Origin of the sequence: Corynebacterium sp. HMSC074C11, from assembly GCF_001809455.1 — a bacterium.
Lineage (GTDB): Bacteria > Actinomycetota > Actinomycetes > Mycobacteriales > Mycobacteriaceae > Corynebacterium > Corynebacterium amycolatum.
This window is the reverse complement of record NZ_KV797729.1, coordinates 33,753-46,636: the sequence shown is the minus strand read 5'-3', so window position 1 is coordinate 46,636 and position 12,884 is coordinate 33,753. Positions and strand designations below refer to the sequence as shown.

Below are 12,884 nucleotides of genomic sequence, written 5' to 3'. Positions count from 1 at the left end.
GACAGCATGGATCAAGCGCCCAGGTAGAACGCGGCGGCGGAAAACGTGACAGCCCTAGAAATTCAGAAACCCCCAGGGCTGGCCACTGTCAATATTTGTCCGATAATATACATTATGACATTTTGGCCTTAGGGGCTTACTCTCCCCTTTACCGCCGATGCGCCATTGTCGTCAGGCCTAACCAGCCAGCCAGTCAGTCAGACTGTCCTGCCAACCCGCACCGCCATGCCCACTCAGCAAAGAATTGATTTTCGCTACACGGCTATTCAGGAATGTTTTGTAAGATTCCCTCATGCCTGATTTCTCAGACACATCCAGTAGCTCCGACAGACCCGATACGTCAGACACGTCAGATAGAGCTGACTCGTCCGACGACCCTGAGCCTCGAGCCAAGGTAAACGGGCTCTCTGTAGCCGCAGTAAGCGCAATAACCGTAGCAACCGCAACATCCTCAGCGAACGCAGCAAACACTCCAGGTGATGCCGTGTGATTGTATCCGCGCTCATTGTATTCGCAGCTTTTCTTTTTCTCGTTTTCGCCAACGCAGTTTTCGTTGCTGTCGAGTTTTCCTACCTCACGGTTAACAGAAACGACGTCAAGAAGGCCGCAGACTCCGGCTCAAAGTCCGCATATTTAGTAGACCGTGCTCTATCACGCACCTCTACTAACCTCTCCGGCGCACAGCTGGGAATTACGGTCACCAGCCTCGTCGCTGGTTTCCTTACCGGACCTTCCCTCGGCGTGCTCCTCGAAGCCGCTTTTGGTGGCACTAGCGTCTCTCCCGCCACCGTCACTGCAATCAGCGCTACGGGCGCTTTCATTATCGCAACCTTCACTCAAATGGTCTTTGGTGAACTCGTTCCCAAAAACTGGGCCATCGCCGAGCCCACGAAAGTCGCAAACCTCGTGGTCAGGCCGCAAAATGCCTTCATGTTCGCATTCGGCTGGCTGGTCTGGCTGCTCAACAGCGCGGCTAATTGGGTACTAAAACGGCTCGGCTTCTCCCCTGAGGAAGAGGTTGCCAGTGCCAGAACCGCGGAGGAACTCCGTGCCGTCGTCACGCGCTCTAGCGATGAAGGAAAGATTAACCCGCAGACCGCCGAGTTGGTGGCGCGATCGATTGAGTTCGGCGAGCGCACTGCGGCTGATGTGATGACGCCACGCACGCAGATTATCTTTATCGAAGATCAAAGCGTCGCAGAGATGCTGACAGTCGTCGCAGATTCTGGACATGCACGCTTCCCCGTCGTTGGCAATAGCGTCGACGACATTCGCGGCGTGGTGCACTACACCGACCTGCTCAGCGTGCCACACGCACAACGCTTGACGACGTCAGCTGCGAGCCTGGCCAAAGATGTGCTCGTGGTGAACGACTCGACCACGCTTGATCCGCTGATGCGTCAATTGCGTGAGGATGCATACCAGTTCGCGGTTGTCGTCGATGAGTACGGTGGCACGGACGGTATTGTGACGTTGGAGGATCTCGTCGAGGAAATCGTTGGTGAAATTGACGACGAACAGGACGATCGTTCGTTGCTCTACAGCCGGATTAGCCCCAATACGGTAATTGTTTCCGGTCTCATGCGCCCGGATGAGCTGGGAGAGATTCTGAATCTGGTTCTACCGGAGGGCGAAGAATCCGACACGATTGGCGGCTTCATCACCGAGCGCTTAGATCGCATGCCGCGCTTCGGCGACACCGTCACGGTCGAAGCCACCGACCATGAAAACCTCGATGACGAGAACTTGCCTACCACCGCTGAAGTCGCCTTCCGAGTAGAGCGCATGGCGCGTCACCGCGTTGGCCGTATTCGTGTCCAGGTGGACCGCGTCGGCAACAAGGTCGCGCATACGGATGAAGGCGCTCATCAGGACGGCACCAGTCACAACCACGTCGAGCACAACAGCGAACAGGAGGGCTAAAACATGCCACTACTTACTCTTATTTTGCTGTTAGCCCTCAATGCCTGGTTTGTCGCCGCTGAATTTGCGATGGTCTCGGCTCGCCGCGACCAAATTGAACCGGATGCCGTCAGCGGCTCTACCAGCGCAAAGTACGCGCTGCGCGGTATCGAAAACGTGTCAGTCTCCCTGGCGGCAACACAGCTTGGCATTACCGCCTGTTCCCTGCTCATCGGTGCCGTCGGTGAGCCTGCGATTGCACACTTCTTCGAGCCCTACATGACAGCACTTGGACTCCCCGCGCGCACCGCCCACGTGGTTGCGCTGGTGTTGGCGCTGCTGATCGTCACTTTCTTACACATGGTTGTCGGCGAAATGGTGCCGAAGAACATCGCTATTGCGGCCCCCAGCCCGACAGCGAAGTTCGTGGCTATTCCGCTGTATGTGATTGCGCGGCTACTCAATCCGGTTATCTGGGCGATGAATACGACCTCGAACATCGTGGTTCGTAAGGTTCTTCGCGCCACGCCAAAGGACGAGGTCGATTCCTCTTTCACCGCTAGTCAGGTGCAGGATTTCGTCGCCGAGTCCGGGCGTCAGGGGCTTCTCGACAATGACGAGCTGGCTTTACTCCACAAGGCCCTCGGCTTCGAGCAACTCACGGCCGCCGACGTCACGATGCAACCTGACACGCTCGTCACCGTTGCGCCAGACGCCACCGTCGCTGACATCGAAGCGCTCAGTGCCCGCACGCGATTTTCCCGCTTTCCCATCACTGATACCGACGGCAGTTTCATCGGCTACATTCACGTCAAGGATTTGCTCTCGCTTGACGACGGTCACCGCGACCAGATCTTCCCGCAGAATCTGATTCGCACCTTCGCAAGCGTCAGCCCGAACGCCAAGCTCCAATCGGTCATGCGGCTTATGCAGCGCGAACAGGCTCACTTCGCCTTGGTGACGGAGGAGAATAGTACTTCGGAGAACTCTGTCAGCGGAATCGTTGCACTGGAGGACGTACTAGAAGAGCTCGTCGGCGAAGTCCGCCAGGCAACTGCCTAGCGAGTGCGCCGACGAGCTCCGTCGATTCCAGCTGGTTACTTGCTGCTGCGAGCTAGTTAGCTAATTACTTCAGCGCAGCCAGTGCGGAGTCGTAGTCCGGTTCCGTGGTGATCTCATCGACCAGCTGGTTGTAAATAACCTTGCCCTCTTCGTCAGTGATGACTACGGCACGAGCAAGCAGACCAGCGAGCGGGCCATCCTGCTGGACAACACCGAATGCTTCGCCGAAACCGTGGCGGAAATCCGAGGCAACCTCAACGTTGTCCAGGCCTTCTGCAGCGCAGAAGCGGCCGAGAGCGAACGGCAGGTCACGCGAAACATTAACCACGACGGTGTTGTCCAGCCCAGCAGCGTCCTCGTTGAAGTGACGCACCGAAGCTGCACAAACACCAGTGTCTACCGACGGGAAGATGTTGTAGACGACCTTCTTACCAGCGAAGGTCTCATTGGTGACCTCACCGAGGTCGCCACCGGTGAGGGTAAACTCCGGAGCCTTGTTGCCCACCTCGGGCAGGTCGCCGGAAAGCTGAACTGGGTTGGACTGAAATGCGGTTTGTGTCATAGCGCCCTTTTTACCGCCTTTCGTCGGGATCCTCCAGGCTGTTTTCTGGAAATCAGTAGAATCGTGACAGAAATGAAATTCCGGGCCGCAGTATCTTGAGTAATCTTGCGTATCTTGCGGTCCGGGCCACGCTACTCAGCGGGCCCCACGTTTAAACTCCGAGGAAAGGCAGCCATGAGTTTGATTACCGCAATTGTGTCCATCGATGTCGAAGCTGACAAGATTCCGGAGGCCGCCGAGACCATCGTCGAGATCGACGGCGTGACTGAGGTCTACTCCGTTACTGGCGACTGGGACCTGGTCGTCGTGGTGCGCGCAACTAACCACGATGATTTGGCGGAAATCATTCCAAACCTCATCAGCAAGGTCGACGGCGTCATTCGCACTCAGACTCAGCTGGCTTTCCGCACCTACTCTCAGCACGATCTGGAAAGTGCATTCTCCATCGGGCTGGAGTAGTCGCGGATTCTTCCACCGAACCGTGCGGTATGCGGTAGCTACTTAACCACTTCCGCCATCGCGCGGCCTGCCTGGCGGCCACTGAAAATACAGCCGCCCAGGAATGTACCTTCCAGTGCGTTGTTGCCGTGGACGCCGCCGCCACCGAAGCCAGAGGCCTCGCCTGCGGCGTAGAGCCCCTCAAAGGGAGTTCCGTCGGGGTGCACGCACTGACCGTCGAGGGTCGTCTCAATGCCGCCGAGCGTTTTGCGGGTCAGCATGCGCAGACGAATAGCAATCAGCGGGCCGTTCTTCGGATCCAAAATCGGTGATGGCGGCACAGAGCGGATGATTTTGTCCCCGAGGAAGTTCCGAGCCACGTTGACGTAATTGACCTGGTAGTCCTTGGAGAAGGGATTGCCGGTCTGCATGTCGCGCTGACGGATCTGCTCCTCAAGCTTCTCCAGGTCAATCTTCGGCGCTGCAGCTCCGGATTCGCTGCCCGAACCAGACTCTGCGCCCGAGCTCGCTTCCACGATCTCGTTCATCCCCTCGACCAGCTTCGGCAGATTGTCGGCAACCACCCAGTCTTCGCCGTTATCCATAAACGCCTGAATGGGCGCGGCGACACCAGAGGTCACCTTGCCAATCAGCTTCTTAATCTCCTTGTCCGTCAGATCCGGATTTTGTTCTGAGCCAGAGAAGATAAACTCCTTGGCCACGATGTTCTTATTCAGCACAAACCAGGAGTAGGAATGTCCGGTAGCCAGAATGTGCTTCATCGTGCCGACAGTATCCGCGCCCGGAATATACGGCGCAGGCAGGCGGTTTCCCTCTGCGTCGAACCACATGGCCGACGGTCCCGGGATGATACGGATACCGTGGTTCGGCCACACCGGATTCCAGTTCTTCATGCCCTCGGTGTAATGCCACATGCGGTCACGGTTGACGAGGTTTGCGCCGGCTTGCTCTGCAATCTCAATGCCACGGCCGTCAACATGCTCTGGCACACCGCAAACCATGTCCTTCGGCATCTCGCCCAGGCGCTCGGTCGGCCAGCACTTACGCACGGCTTCCAGGTTGCCACCGACACCGCCCGTCGCAATGCACACGGCCGACCCGTGGATCTCAAAGTCTTCCCCTGTTTCCTCGCGTGACGACGCCACTCCTCGCTCTAAAGATTCACAGGGAACCAGAATCTTGCCACGCACGCCGACGGCGCGGCCATCTTCTACAATCACCTCATCAACGCGGTGGCGATGGCAGTATTCCACCAGCCCCTTCTTCGCAGCTTCAGCGACCGGCTCTGCGAAAACGCGGACAATCTCGGGGCCTGTGCCCCAGGTCAAGTGGAATCGGGGTACCGAGTTACCGTGACCGTCGGCACGCCCTTCACCGCGCTCAGCCCACCCGACGACAGGCAGGAACTTCACGCCGAGATTGCGGAGGTAGTCGCGCTTCTCCCCCGCCGCGAAGTTCAGGTAGGCCTTGGCCCACTTGCGCCCCCAGTTGTCTTCCTCGCGGTCGAACTGCGCGGAGTTGAACCAGTCAGCTTCAGCGAGCTCGCGGTTGTCCTTGACTCCTAGGCGGCGCTGCTCTGGCGAGTCGACGAGAAAGATTCCTCCCAACGACCAGAAAGCCTGTCCGCCAAGGTTGTTGGCATTCTCCTGATCGACAAGGATGACCTTCTTACCTGCCTGCGTGGCCTCATACGTCGCGACCAATCCGGCAAGTCCGGCGCCGACGACAACAATGTCTGCAGTACGTGTGGTGCTCTGTGCGTTCATAGTTTCGTTTTTAGACCCTAAACACCGCCTTTGAGGTGGTTTTGCCTAAAAACGTGATTTATTTTTGCAGGCTCTATTTATCTAGCGAATTTCCAGCGCGTCCGGAGCTGCCCGCTGCTAGTGAGGCCTGCGTGGCGCATGCACGAGTTCGACCTGCACGAGCGTGACTTTCTCTGCACGCACGAGCGCTTCAAACAGCGACAGGTAGTAATTCCACATCCTCCGGAACACTCTGTCGTAGCCGATACCAGCGGCTTCACGCGCATGAGCTGCAAAGAAATCGCGCTGGAGCTGCAAGGTCGTCGCGAAGTGCGAAGGAATGTATTCCTCCGCCGCGATGCGCAGACCGGTTTCCCGGTCAACCATCTTGCGCAGCTCTTCCATGGTGAAAAGTTGCAGCTGTGGCCACACGTAAGCGCGTACGAGGTCCAAGCTACGCTCGGAGAGCGCGTCGAATTTGTCCGTAGCTACCACCATTTGGACGACGATGGTGCCGCGATCGACAAGCAGACGCTCGGCGCTCTTCAGCCAGCGCAGCGCACCTGCACGACCGAAGGTCTCCAGACGCCCGACGTTGATAACCGCCTCGAAGTCAGACTCGAATTCGCGTGGCGACGGAATGTTGCGATCCATCTGGATTACATCTACCGCGCCGCGCAATCCAGCCTTTTCCACCCGTTCCAGCACCGTGTCGGTGTGGTCATCTGAGACGGTAATAACCTCCGCACCCGCTACCCTTTCTGCAGCTCGAAGTGCAATTTCTCCGCCTGCCGACGGCCATTCGGCTACACGGTCGCCAGCCCGCACTCGAGCGAGATCGAGCATGTGCTCAATATTGCGCACCTGGGCATGCAGAAAATCAGCACGTGCGACGGATTTTGGGGCATCGACATAAGTCACGTCAACTGACCAGTGCGAGGGAACCCCACCCTTGCCCGCACCGCGGGCATAGTTGGGAATCTGTTCACGCGACGAGGTTCGCACTCCGGAGGCGAACAGGCCAGAACCCCCCATCAGCAATTCGCCGGAATAAAGCTCCAGCAATGAGGTCGGCAACTCTCCCGCCATATCTGGCCCATCGAGACGCGGGCGTGAACGCGCGACTTTCATCAGACCACGTGCCAGCGGCCCCGACGAGGCAATATCAAACTCGGCGCTGAGCAGTCGGCTGAGAAGCTCTGGCAAGTCATCACTGGACCACTCGCCCGCGAGATAGGACTCCCCCAATCCGAGCCATTCTGAATCAGCTAGTCGAGAATAGAAAACAGGATCAATGACGCTGAAAACGACTGGACGCAATGTGACGGAATCATCGGGAGATTCACTGTCACTGCGGGAACTGGCGCCACCGACACCGTCGATAGCCAAATCGGCGTCACTCGTCGACCGAGTAATGAAGGACTCCCCGACAAACTCGCCGGATTCAACCAGTTCAATGCCGTTGTTCTGGCAGAGCCGCTCGAATGAGCGCTCCATTACGTCAGCACGTTTCGCTAAGAAACGCCCCTCTGGAATACGCGCAACCCGAGGCCATCGCTCTGCGTCAATTGCCTGCCGGCTTGCCGAATTCACCCTGCCCGAACCTCCTAACAATCGCGCCGCATAAAGGTACGAATAACGAACTGAGTTTGCTCTCGAATCCTACCGCGCAGGGACCCAGAATAGGCGGTGGCGCACCGAGAGGATTACTATTGTGGCTTGCCGGCTAAAAGCCGAATCAAAACTTCGAGAACTTTAAAGTCTGTGAGGAGAAAATACATGACCGAGACTCCGTACCGCCCGCACTCCGGACGTCCGCACGTGGTCGTCATCGGTTCGGGTTTCGGTGGCTTGTTCGCGGCGAAGAAGTTGCAGGACGCCGAGGTCGACGTCACTCTCATCGACCGCACTAACCACCACCTGTTCCAGCCGCTGCTCTACCAGGTAGCAACGGGCATCCTTTCCTCGGGCGAAATCGCACCGTCTACTCGCACCATCTTCGACGGTGTTCAGAACGTTCGTGTTGTCAAGGGCGATGTCACCGACATCGATGTCGAAAAACAGGTCGTGACTTCCGAACTGGGTCACCAGACTTCCAAGTGGGAATACGACCACCTCCTGGTCGCCGCTGGCGCTGGCCAGTCCTACTTCGGCAATGATCACTTTGCCGAGTTTGCTCCGGGTATGAAGAACATCGACGATGCACTCGAGATTCGCGCTCGTATCATTGGCGCATTCGAGCGCGCCGAGCTGACCGACGATCCGGCCGAGCGCGAGCGTCTGCTGACCTTCGTGGTCGTCGGTGCTGGCCCGACCGGCGTTGAGCTTGCTGGTCAGCTGGCCGAGCTGGCTAACCGCACTCTCGCATCGTCTTACCGCAGCTACAACCCGCACGCTGCACGTGTCGTGTTGCTCGACGGCGCACCGCAGGTTCTGCCGCCGTTCGGCAAGCGTCTGGGCCGTAAGGCTCAGAAGTCCTTGGAGAAGATGGGTGTCATCGTCAAGCTGGGCGCGATGGTCACTGACGTCAATGAAGAGGGCGTCACCTACAAGAACATGAAGGATGAAACCGAGGAGTTCATCCCGTCGTTCTGCAAGATTTGGTCCGCCGGCGTGTCCGCTTCCCCGCTGGGTAAGATGATTGCCGAGCAGACCGGCGCCGAGACCGACCGCGCTGGCCGCGTCGTTGTCAACGAGGACATGACAGCTGGTGACTGCAAGAACGTTTACGTCGTGGGCGACATGTCCAACCGCGAGAACCTGCCGGGTGTTGCTCAGGTTGCTATTCAGGGTGGCGAGTATGTCGCTGAGAACATTGCTGCCGAGGCAGACGGCCGCGATGTCGCGGAGCGCCAGCCGTTCGAGTACTTCGACAAGGGCTCCATGGCAACCGTCTCCCGCTTCTCTGCAGTGGCGAAGATGGGCAAGGTTGAGGTCTCCGGCTTCATCGGCTGGGTCCTGTGGCTGGCTGTCCACCTGATGTTCCTGGTGGGCTTCCGCAACCGTCTCGTCTCCTGCGTCAGCTGGGGTCTGAATGTTCTGGACCGCAACCGTTGGCAGATGGTTTCCACCCGCCAGCAGATGTACGCACGCAATGCAATCAATCGCCTGGCCGAGCTCAACAAGGACAAGGCTGAGCAGGATCTGCCTCTGGAAGTTCGCGACACCCGCCGCGAGCACCGCGCAAATAAGAACAAGTAGTTAACTTGCAGGTGGCTAGGTTAGAAAACAGCTAACCAAGGTTAACCACCTGCGAGTTCCCTATCTGGCCCGTTACCACCTATGACGATTTGCTACAGCGGCTTGTCAAGTACCGCAATTCGTAGGTTGGTGCGGGCCAGCAGTTTTTCATCTGCCTTGCGGGTGTGCTCAATGCGCCACAGTTGCATGGTGCGCCCCAGGTACTCCGGCTCCGCAGTAGTGACAATTACCTCGCCGGCCCGGGCGGAGCGGTAAAAATCGGTGTTGTTGTTCACACCGACGACCGGCTTCTTCGCACCGCAGGCAACGAAACCAGCAATAGAGCCAGCAGTCTCACCTAGCGAGCAGTAAACACCGCCATTGGCTAGGCCCCACGGTTGCAGGTGGTCGGGCCCGACTGCGAGCTCCATCTGAATTCGCTCCGGCCCGACATGGACAAACTTCGTGCCCAGCAGCGTATCTAGACCGCCGATTCCGTTATCGCCCAAGGTGCTGTTAAAAACAGCCAGCTCCTCATCGCTCAAGGCTTCCTGGCTAGCCTTCGTCACCAGTGTCATATACTTGCGCAGCCCCTTCCTCTTCGCCTGCTCGGCGGCGGAATCTGCAGAGTTAGAGTCCTGTGAACTGCCATTATTCGCAATAGTCTCGTCAGCCATGCCAAACATTGTGCCAGCACACGCCATCACTTGTGGCAGTTTTAACGTTAAAACCAGTAACAAATTCTGAGTCCCAGATACAACGAACCCTGGCCAGGCTTTAAGATGGTGGGCATGACCGATAACAATGAACTCGCACAAATTGGTGTCGTCGGGCTCGCCGTCATGGGCTCGAATATCGCGCGCAACTTCGCCCACAAGGGACACACAGTTGCCGTGTACAACCGCAGCCCGGAGAAAACTCGCACCCTCATCGCTGAACACGGTGATGAAGGCTCATTCATCCCGTCCGAGACCATCGAAGAGTTCGTCGCTTCGCTGGAGCGCCCGCGTCGCGCTCTGATTATGGTTCAGGCAGGTGCCGCTACTGATGCGGTCATCGATCAGCTTGCCGACGTGATGGAGCCCGGCGACATCATCATTGATGGCGGTAACTCTCTTTACACGGACACCATCCGTCGTGAGAAGGCTATTCGCGCCCGTGGCCTGCACTACGTTGGCACTGGTATTTCCGGTGGTGAGGAAGGCGCTCTGACCGGCCCATCCATTATGCCGGGTGGCACGAAGGAGTCCTACGAGTCCCTCGGCCCGCTGCTGGAGTCCATCTCCGCTCACGTTGATGGCGTTCCGTGCTGTACACACATTTCCTCCGATGGCGCTGGCCACTTCGTGAAGATGGTCCACAACGGCATCGAGTACGCGGATATGCAGGTCATCGGCGAGGCCTACCACCTGCTGCGCGAGGCCGCTGGCCTCACCCCTGCAGAGATTGCAGATATCTTCCGCGAGTGGAACAAGGGCGACCTGGACTCCTACTTGGTTGAGATCACCGCTGAGGTTCTCTCCCAGGTCGATGAGAAGACAGGCAAGCCGCTGGTGGATGTCATCGTGGATGCCGCTGGTCAGAAGGGCACCGGGCGTTGGACGGTCAAGGCCGCTTTGGACTTGGGCATTCCGGTAACTGGTATTGGCGAGGCCGTGTTCGCTCGCGCCCTGTCGTCTTCCCTTGCTCAGCGTGAGGCTGCACGCAACCTGCCGTCAGGAAGCCTGGCTAAGGCGCCCGAGGATCGCGATGCTTTTGTGGAACGCGTCCGTAAGGCTCTCTACGCTTCCAAGATCATTGCCTACTCGCAGGGCTTTGATGAGATTAACGCTGGCGCCAAGGAGTACGGCTGGGAAATTGACCGCGGTGCGCTGGCAACCATCTGGCGTGGTGGCTGCATCATTCGCGCTCAGTTCCTGAACCGCATCAAGGAAGCGTACGACCGCGATCCGGAGCTGCCGGCGCTGGTACTCGACGAGTACTTCCGTGACCAGGTCACCGAGTGCCTCGACGCCTGGCGCGATGTTGTTGTCACTGCAGCACAAATGGGTATCCCGGCTCCGGTGTTCTCCTCCTCGCTGGCTTACTATGACGGCCTGCGTGCAGAGCGCCTGCCGGCAGCGCTGGTTCAGGGGCAGCGTGACTACTTCGGTGCACACACTTACAAGCGCGTTGACCGCGAGGGCGCTTTCCACACCCTCTGGTCTGGCGACCGCTCCGAGGTTGAAGCATAGTGTTGAAGTCTGTCGCTTCACACTCTTGAAGTTAAAAGGGGTCTGAGATGCCATTTCCATTGAAGGCGAAGCCTGATTTTGTGCCACGAGTTCTTTCCATCGCCGGCACAGACCCAACCGGTGGGGCTGGACTGCATGCCGATTTAAAGTCAATTGCTGCCGCCGGTGGTTATGGCATGGGCGTGGTCACCGCTTTGGTATCTCAGAACACCGTGGGCGTTCGTGCCGTCCACACCCCACCTGTTGACTTCCTCGTCGAGCAGCTGGCTGCTGTGACTGAGGATGTCACCATCGACGCGGTGAAGATTGGCATGTTGGGGTCACGCGAACTCACGCAGGCCGTCACCAGCTGGGTTCAGGAGACCAAGCCAGCCGTGGTTGTTCTCGATCCGGTTATGGTCGCTACCTCCGGCGACCGTCTGCTTGACGAAGATGCCATGGATGCAATGCGGGACTTGGTCGCGGAAGCCACCGTCATCACGCCGAATGTTCCCGAACTGGCGTTGCTTGCCGACGCCCCGGAGGCCAGCGACTTCACTGAGCTGATTGAGCAGGCGCTGGAGTTCGCGGGCAAGAACGATGTCATCGTGATTGCAAAAGCTGGTCACTTAAGTGATGAGGAAGCCGGAAATGCCGTGGCATCCCCCGATGGCCAGGTTTTCTTCAGCTCTTCTCCCCGCATTCACACTGAGAACACCCATGGCACGGGTTGTTCGCTGTCCGCTGCTCTCGCCACACGGATTGGTGGGGGCTCTGCGATTAATGATGCCCTGCGCTGGACTACGCGCTGGCTCAGCGAGTCCATTCGTTTCGCGGATAACCTCAACGTCGGCCAGGGGCACGGCCCCATTGACCACGGCCACAGGGCTCGTCGCCTGGAAAAGGTCGCGCTTCGGCGAATGCAACCAGTACATCTGAACTCCAGTTTTTCCCCAGGAGCCATCGAAGGCACTGACACTGCGCAATCGCCAAAAGAGTTGGAATCTTTCTTCGGGCACTCACTCCAGATTGCTCCGGCGGGCCCCTTTACTTCCCAGCTGTGGCGGGACATCGAGGACATCGTTGCCGAGATTGGCGGAATGTTCAGCGTCCCCACGATGCTCCGCGGCGACCTTTCCTCGGAAGAAACCAACTTCTTCGTAGCGCAAGAGGCCTGGTACTTGCACCAAGTTTTCCCAGTCCTGTCGCATCTGGCAACGAAAGCACCCTGCCCAAAGGAACAGGTTCTGTGGTCATCGGTCGCGCAGGAAGCCCTGGTGCGTGCGTTGGAATTGAGCAATAACACGCTGGAAGAGGCTTCTTCGGCGCTCGAGGACATCGAGCCGACAACCATCACGCAGCTTTTGCTGGACGTGCATTCTTCCTGTAGCGCTTTCAATCCATATCGGGTCGCCGTAACCAGTATCGTCGCCGAAATGTGGGTTACAGCCGAGCTGACTCTGCAAGGAAAATCGCTGGTTGATGGGGATTCCACGATTGCGGACTGGGTGGAGGTGTATTCCGACCCCGAGTATGTTGACAGTGTTCAGCAGGCTCTCGAGGTCCTTGAAGAGAATATGTCCACGGCCAGCGATGCGGAGCTCAAATCTATCCGCAATATCTTCCGTCGAGCTGCTGTTCTTGAGCACGAGGCCTACGCGCAACCGGGGCGCGGTTGGTAAATCTCATGGGACGGTGGTTTCCAGTTCACCGGACGTGCCTATTGCATGGCAGTCCGGGGATAGCGGTATCCTAACAAGC

The 12,884-nt window shown here is 58.1% G+C and carries 10 protein-coding genes; 6 read left to right on the top strand and 4 right to left on the bottom strand.

From position 1 onward, the window contains the following. The first annotated feature begins 486 nt into the window (after positions 1 to 486). Both HMPREF2614_RS04020 and HMPREF2614_RS04015 read left to right on the top strand, forming a co-directional pair. Entirely contained in the window at positions 487 to 1,923 is a 1,437-nt protein-coding gene (locus HMPREF2614_RS04020) for a hemolysin family protein (RefSeq protein ID WP_070560245.1), read from the top strand. A 3-nt stretch (positions 1,924 to 1,926) separates the two neighbouring features. Beyond that, entirely contained in the window at positions 1,927 to 2,964 is a 1,038-nt protein-coding gene (locus tag HMPREF2614_RS04015; RefSeq protein WP_070560243.1) for a hemolysin family protein, read from the top strand. A 64-nt stretch (positions 2,965 to 3,028) separates the two neighbouring features. Here the strand turns inward: HMPREF2614_RS04015 and tpx are convergent, their stop codons facing one another. Beyond that, positions 3,029 to 3,526, bottom strand: coding sequence for a thiol peroxidase (tpx, locus tag HMPREF2614_RS04010; RefSeq protein WP_070560241.1), 498 nt, complete (start codon positions 3,524 to 3,526; stop codon positions 3,029 to 3,031). 174 nt (positions 3,527 to 3,700) lie between these two features. On the opposite strand from tpx, the gene HMPREF2614_RS04005 reads away from it, so the two are divergent. Beyond that, positions 3,701 to 3,985, top strand: a complete 285-nt coding sequence (locus HMPREF2614_RS04005; RefSeq protein ID WP_005511316.1) for an Lrp/AsnC family transcriptional regulator — start codon at positions 3,701 to 3,703, stop codon at positions 3,983 to 3,985. A gap of 38 nt (positions 3,986 to 4,023) precedes the next feature. Here HMPREF2614_RS04005 and HMPREF2614_RS04000 read toward each other — a convergent pair whose 3' ends face one another. Together HMPREF2614_RS04000 and HMPREF2614_RS03995 are read right to left on the bottom strand one after the other, a co-directional pair. After that, entirely contained in the window at positions 4,024 to 5,751 is a 1,728-nt protein-coding gene (locus HMPREF2614_RS04000; protein WP_070560239.1) for an FAD-binding dehydrogenase, read from the bottom strand. A 117-nt stretch (positions 5,752 to 5,868) separates the two neighbouring features. Then, the gene (locus tag HMPREF2614_RS03995; protein ID WP_070560237.1) at positions 5,869 to 7,323 is read right to left on the bottom strand and encodes a class I SAM-dependent methyltransferase; all 1,455 of its coding nucleotides are present in this window, start codon (positions 7,321 to 7,323) and stop codon (positions 5,869 to 5,871) included. Between the two features lie 186 nt (positions 7,324 to 7,509). On the opposite strand from HMPREF2614_RS03995, the gene HMPREF2614_RS03990 reads away from it, so the two are divergent. Further along, a complete protein-coding gene (locus tag HMPREF2614_RS03990; RefSeq protein ID WP_049181063.1) occupies positions 7,510 to 8,931 on the top strand; it encodes an NAD(P)/FAD-dependent oxidoreductase in 1,422 nt (473 codons plus the stop codon). Positions 8,932 to 9,023: 92 nt separating this feature from the next. Here the strand turns inward: HMPREF2614_RS03990 and HMPREF2614_RS03985 are convergent, their stop codons facing one another. Continuing rightward, positions 9,024 to 9,587 (bottom strand): PaaI family thioesterase, encoded by a 564-nt coding sequence (locus tag HMPREF2614_RS03985; protein ID WP_224786555.1) that lies wholly within the window; start codon positions 9,585 to 9,587, stop codon positions 9,024 to 9,026. 114 nt (positions 9,588 to 9,701) lie between these two features. On the opposite strand from HMPREF2614_RS03985, the gene gndA reads away from it, so the two are divergent. Together gndA and HMPREF2614_RS03975 are read left to right on the top strand one after the other, a co-directional pair. Beyond that, on the top strand, positions 9,702 to 11,144 hold the full coding sequence (gene gndA / locus HMPREF2614_RS03980) for an NADP-dependent phosphogluconate dehydrogenase (protein ID WP_197914494.1): 1,443 nt from the start codon (positions 9,702 to 9,704) through the stop codon (positions 11,142 to 11,144). A 47-nt stretch (positions 11,145 to 11,191) separates the two neighbouring features. Further along, positions 11,192 to 12,805, top strand: coding sequence for a bifunctional hydroxymethylpyrimidine kinase/phosphomethylpyrimidine kinase (locus HMPREF2614_RS03975; protein ID WP_070560233.1), 1,614 nt, complete (start codon positions 11,192 to 11,194; stop codon positions 12,803 to 12,805). Positions 12,806 to 12,884 lie beyond the last annotated feature (79 nt).

Excerpts from the sequence above, each read along its gene's own strand:
- HMPREF2614_RS04015 (WP_070560243.1), top strand. The coding sequence starts at position 1,927 with ATGCCACTACTTACTCTTATTTTGCTGTTAGCCCTCAATGCCTGGTTT.
- tpx (WP_070560241.1), bottom strand. The coding sequence starts at position 3,526 with ATGACACAAACCGCATTTCAGTCCAACCCAGTTCAGCTTTCCGGCGAC.
- HMPREF2614_RS04005 (WP_005511316.1), top strand. The coding sequence starts at position 3,701 with ATGAGTTTGATTACCGCAATTGTGTCCATCGATGTCGAAGCTGACAAG.
- HMPREF2614_RS04000 (WP_070560239.1), bottom strand. The coding sequence starts at position 5,751 with ATGAACGCACAGAGCACCACACGTACTGCAGACATTGTTGTCGTCGGC.
- HMPREF2614_RS03990 (WP_049181063.1), top strand. The coding sequence starts at position 7,510 with ATGACCGAGACTCCGTACCGCCCGCACTCCGGACGTCCGCACGTGGTC.
- HMPREF2614_RS03985 (WP_224786555.1), bottom strand. The coding sequence starts at position 9,587 with ATGGCTGACGAGACTATTGCGAATAATGGCAGTTCACAGGACTCTAAC.
- gndA (WP_197914494.1), top strand. The coding sequence starts at position 9,702 with ATGACCGATAACAATGAACTCGCACAAATTGGTGTCGTCGGGCTCGCC.
- HMPREF2614_RS03975 (WP_070560233.1), top strand. The coding sequence starts at position 11,192 with ATGCCATTTCCATTGAAGGCGAAGCCTGATTTTGTGCCACGAGTTCTT.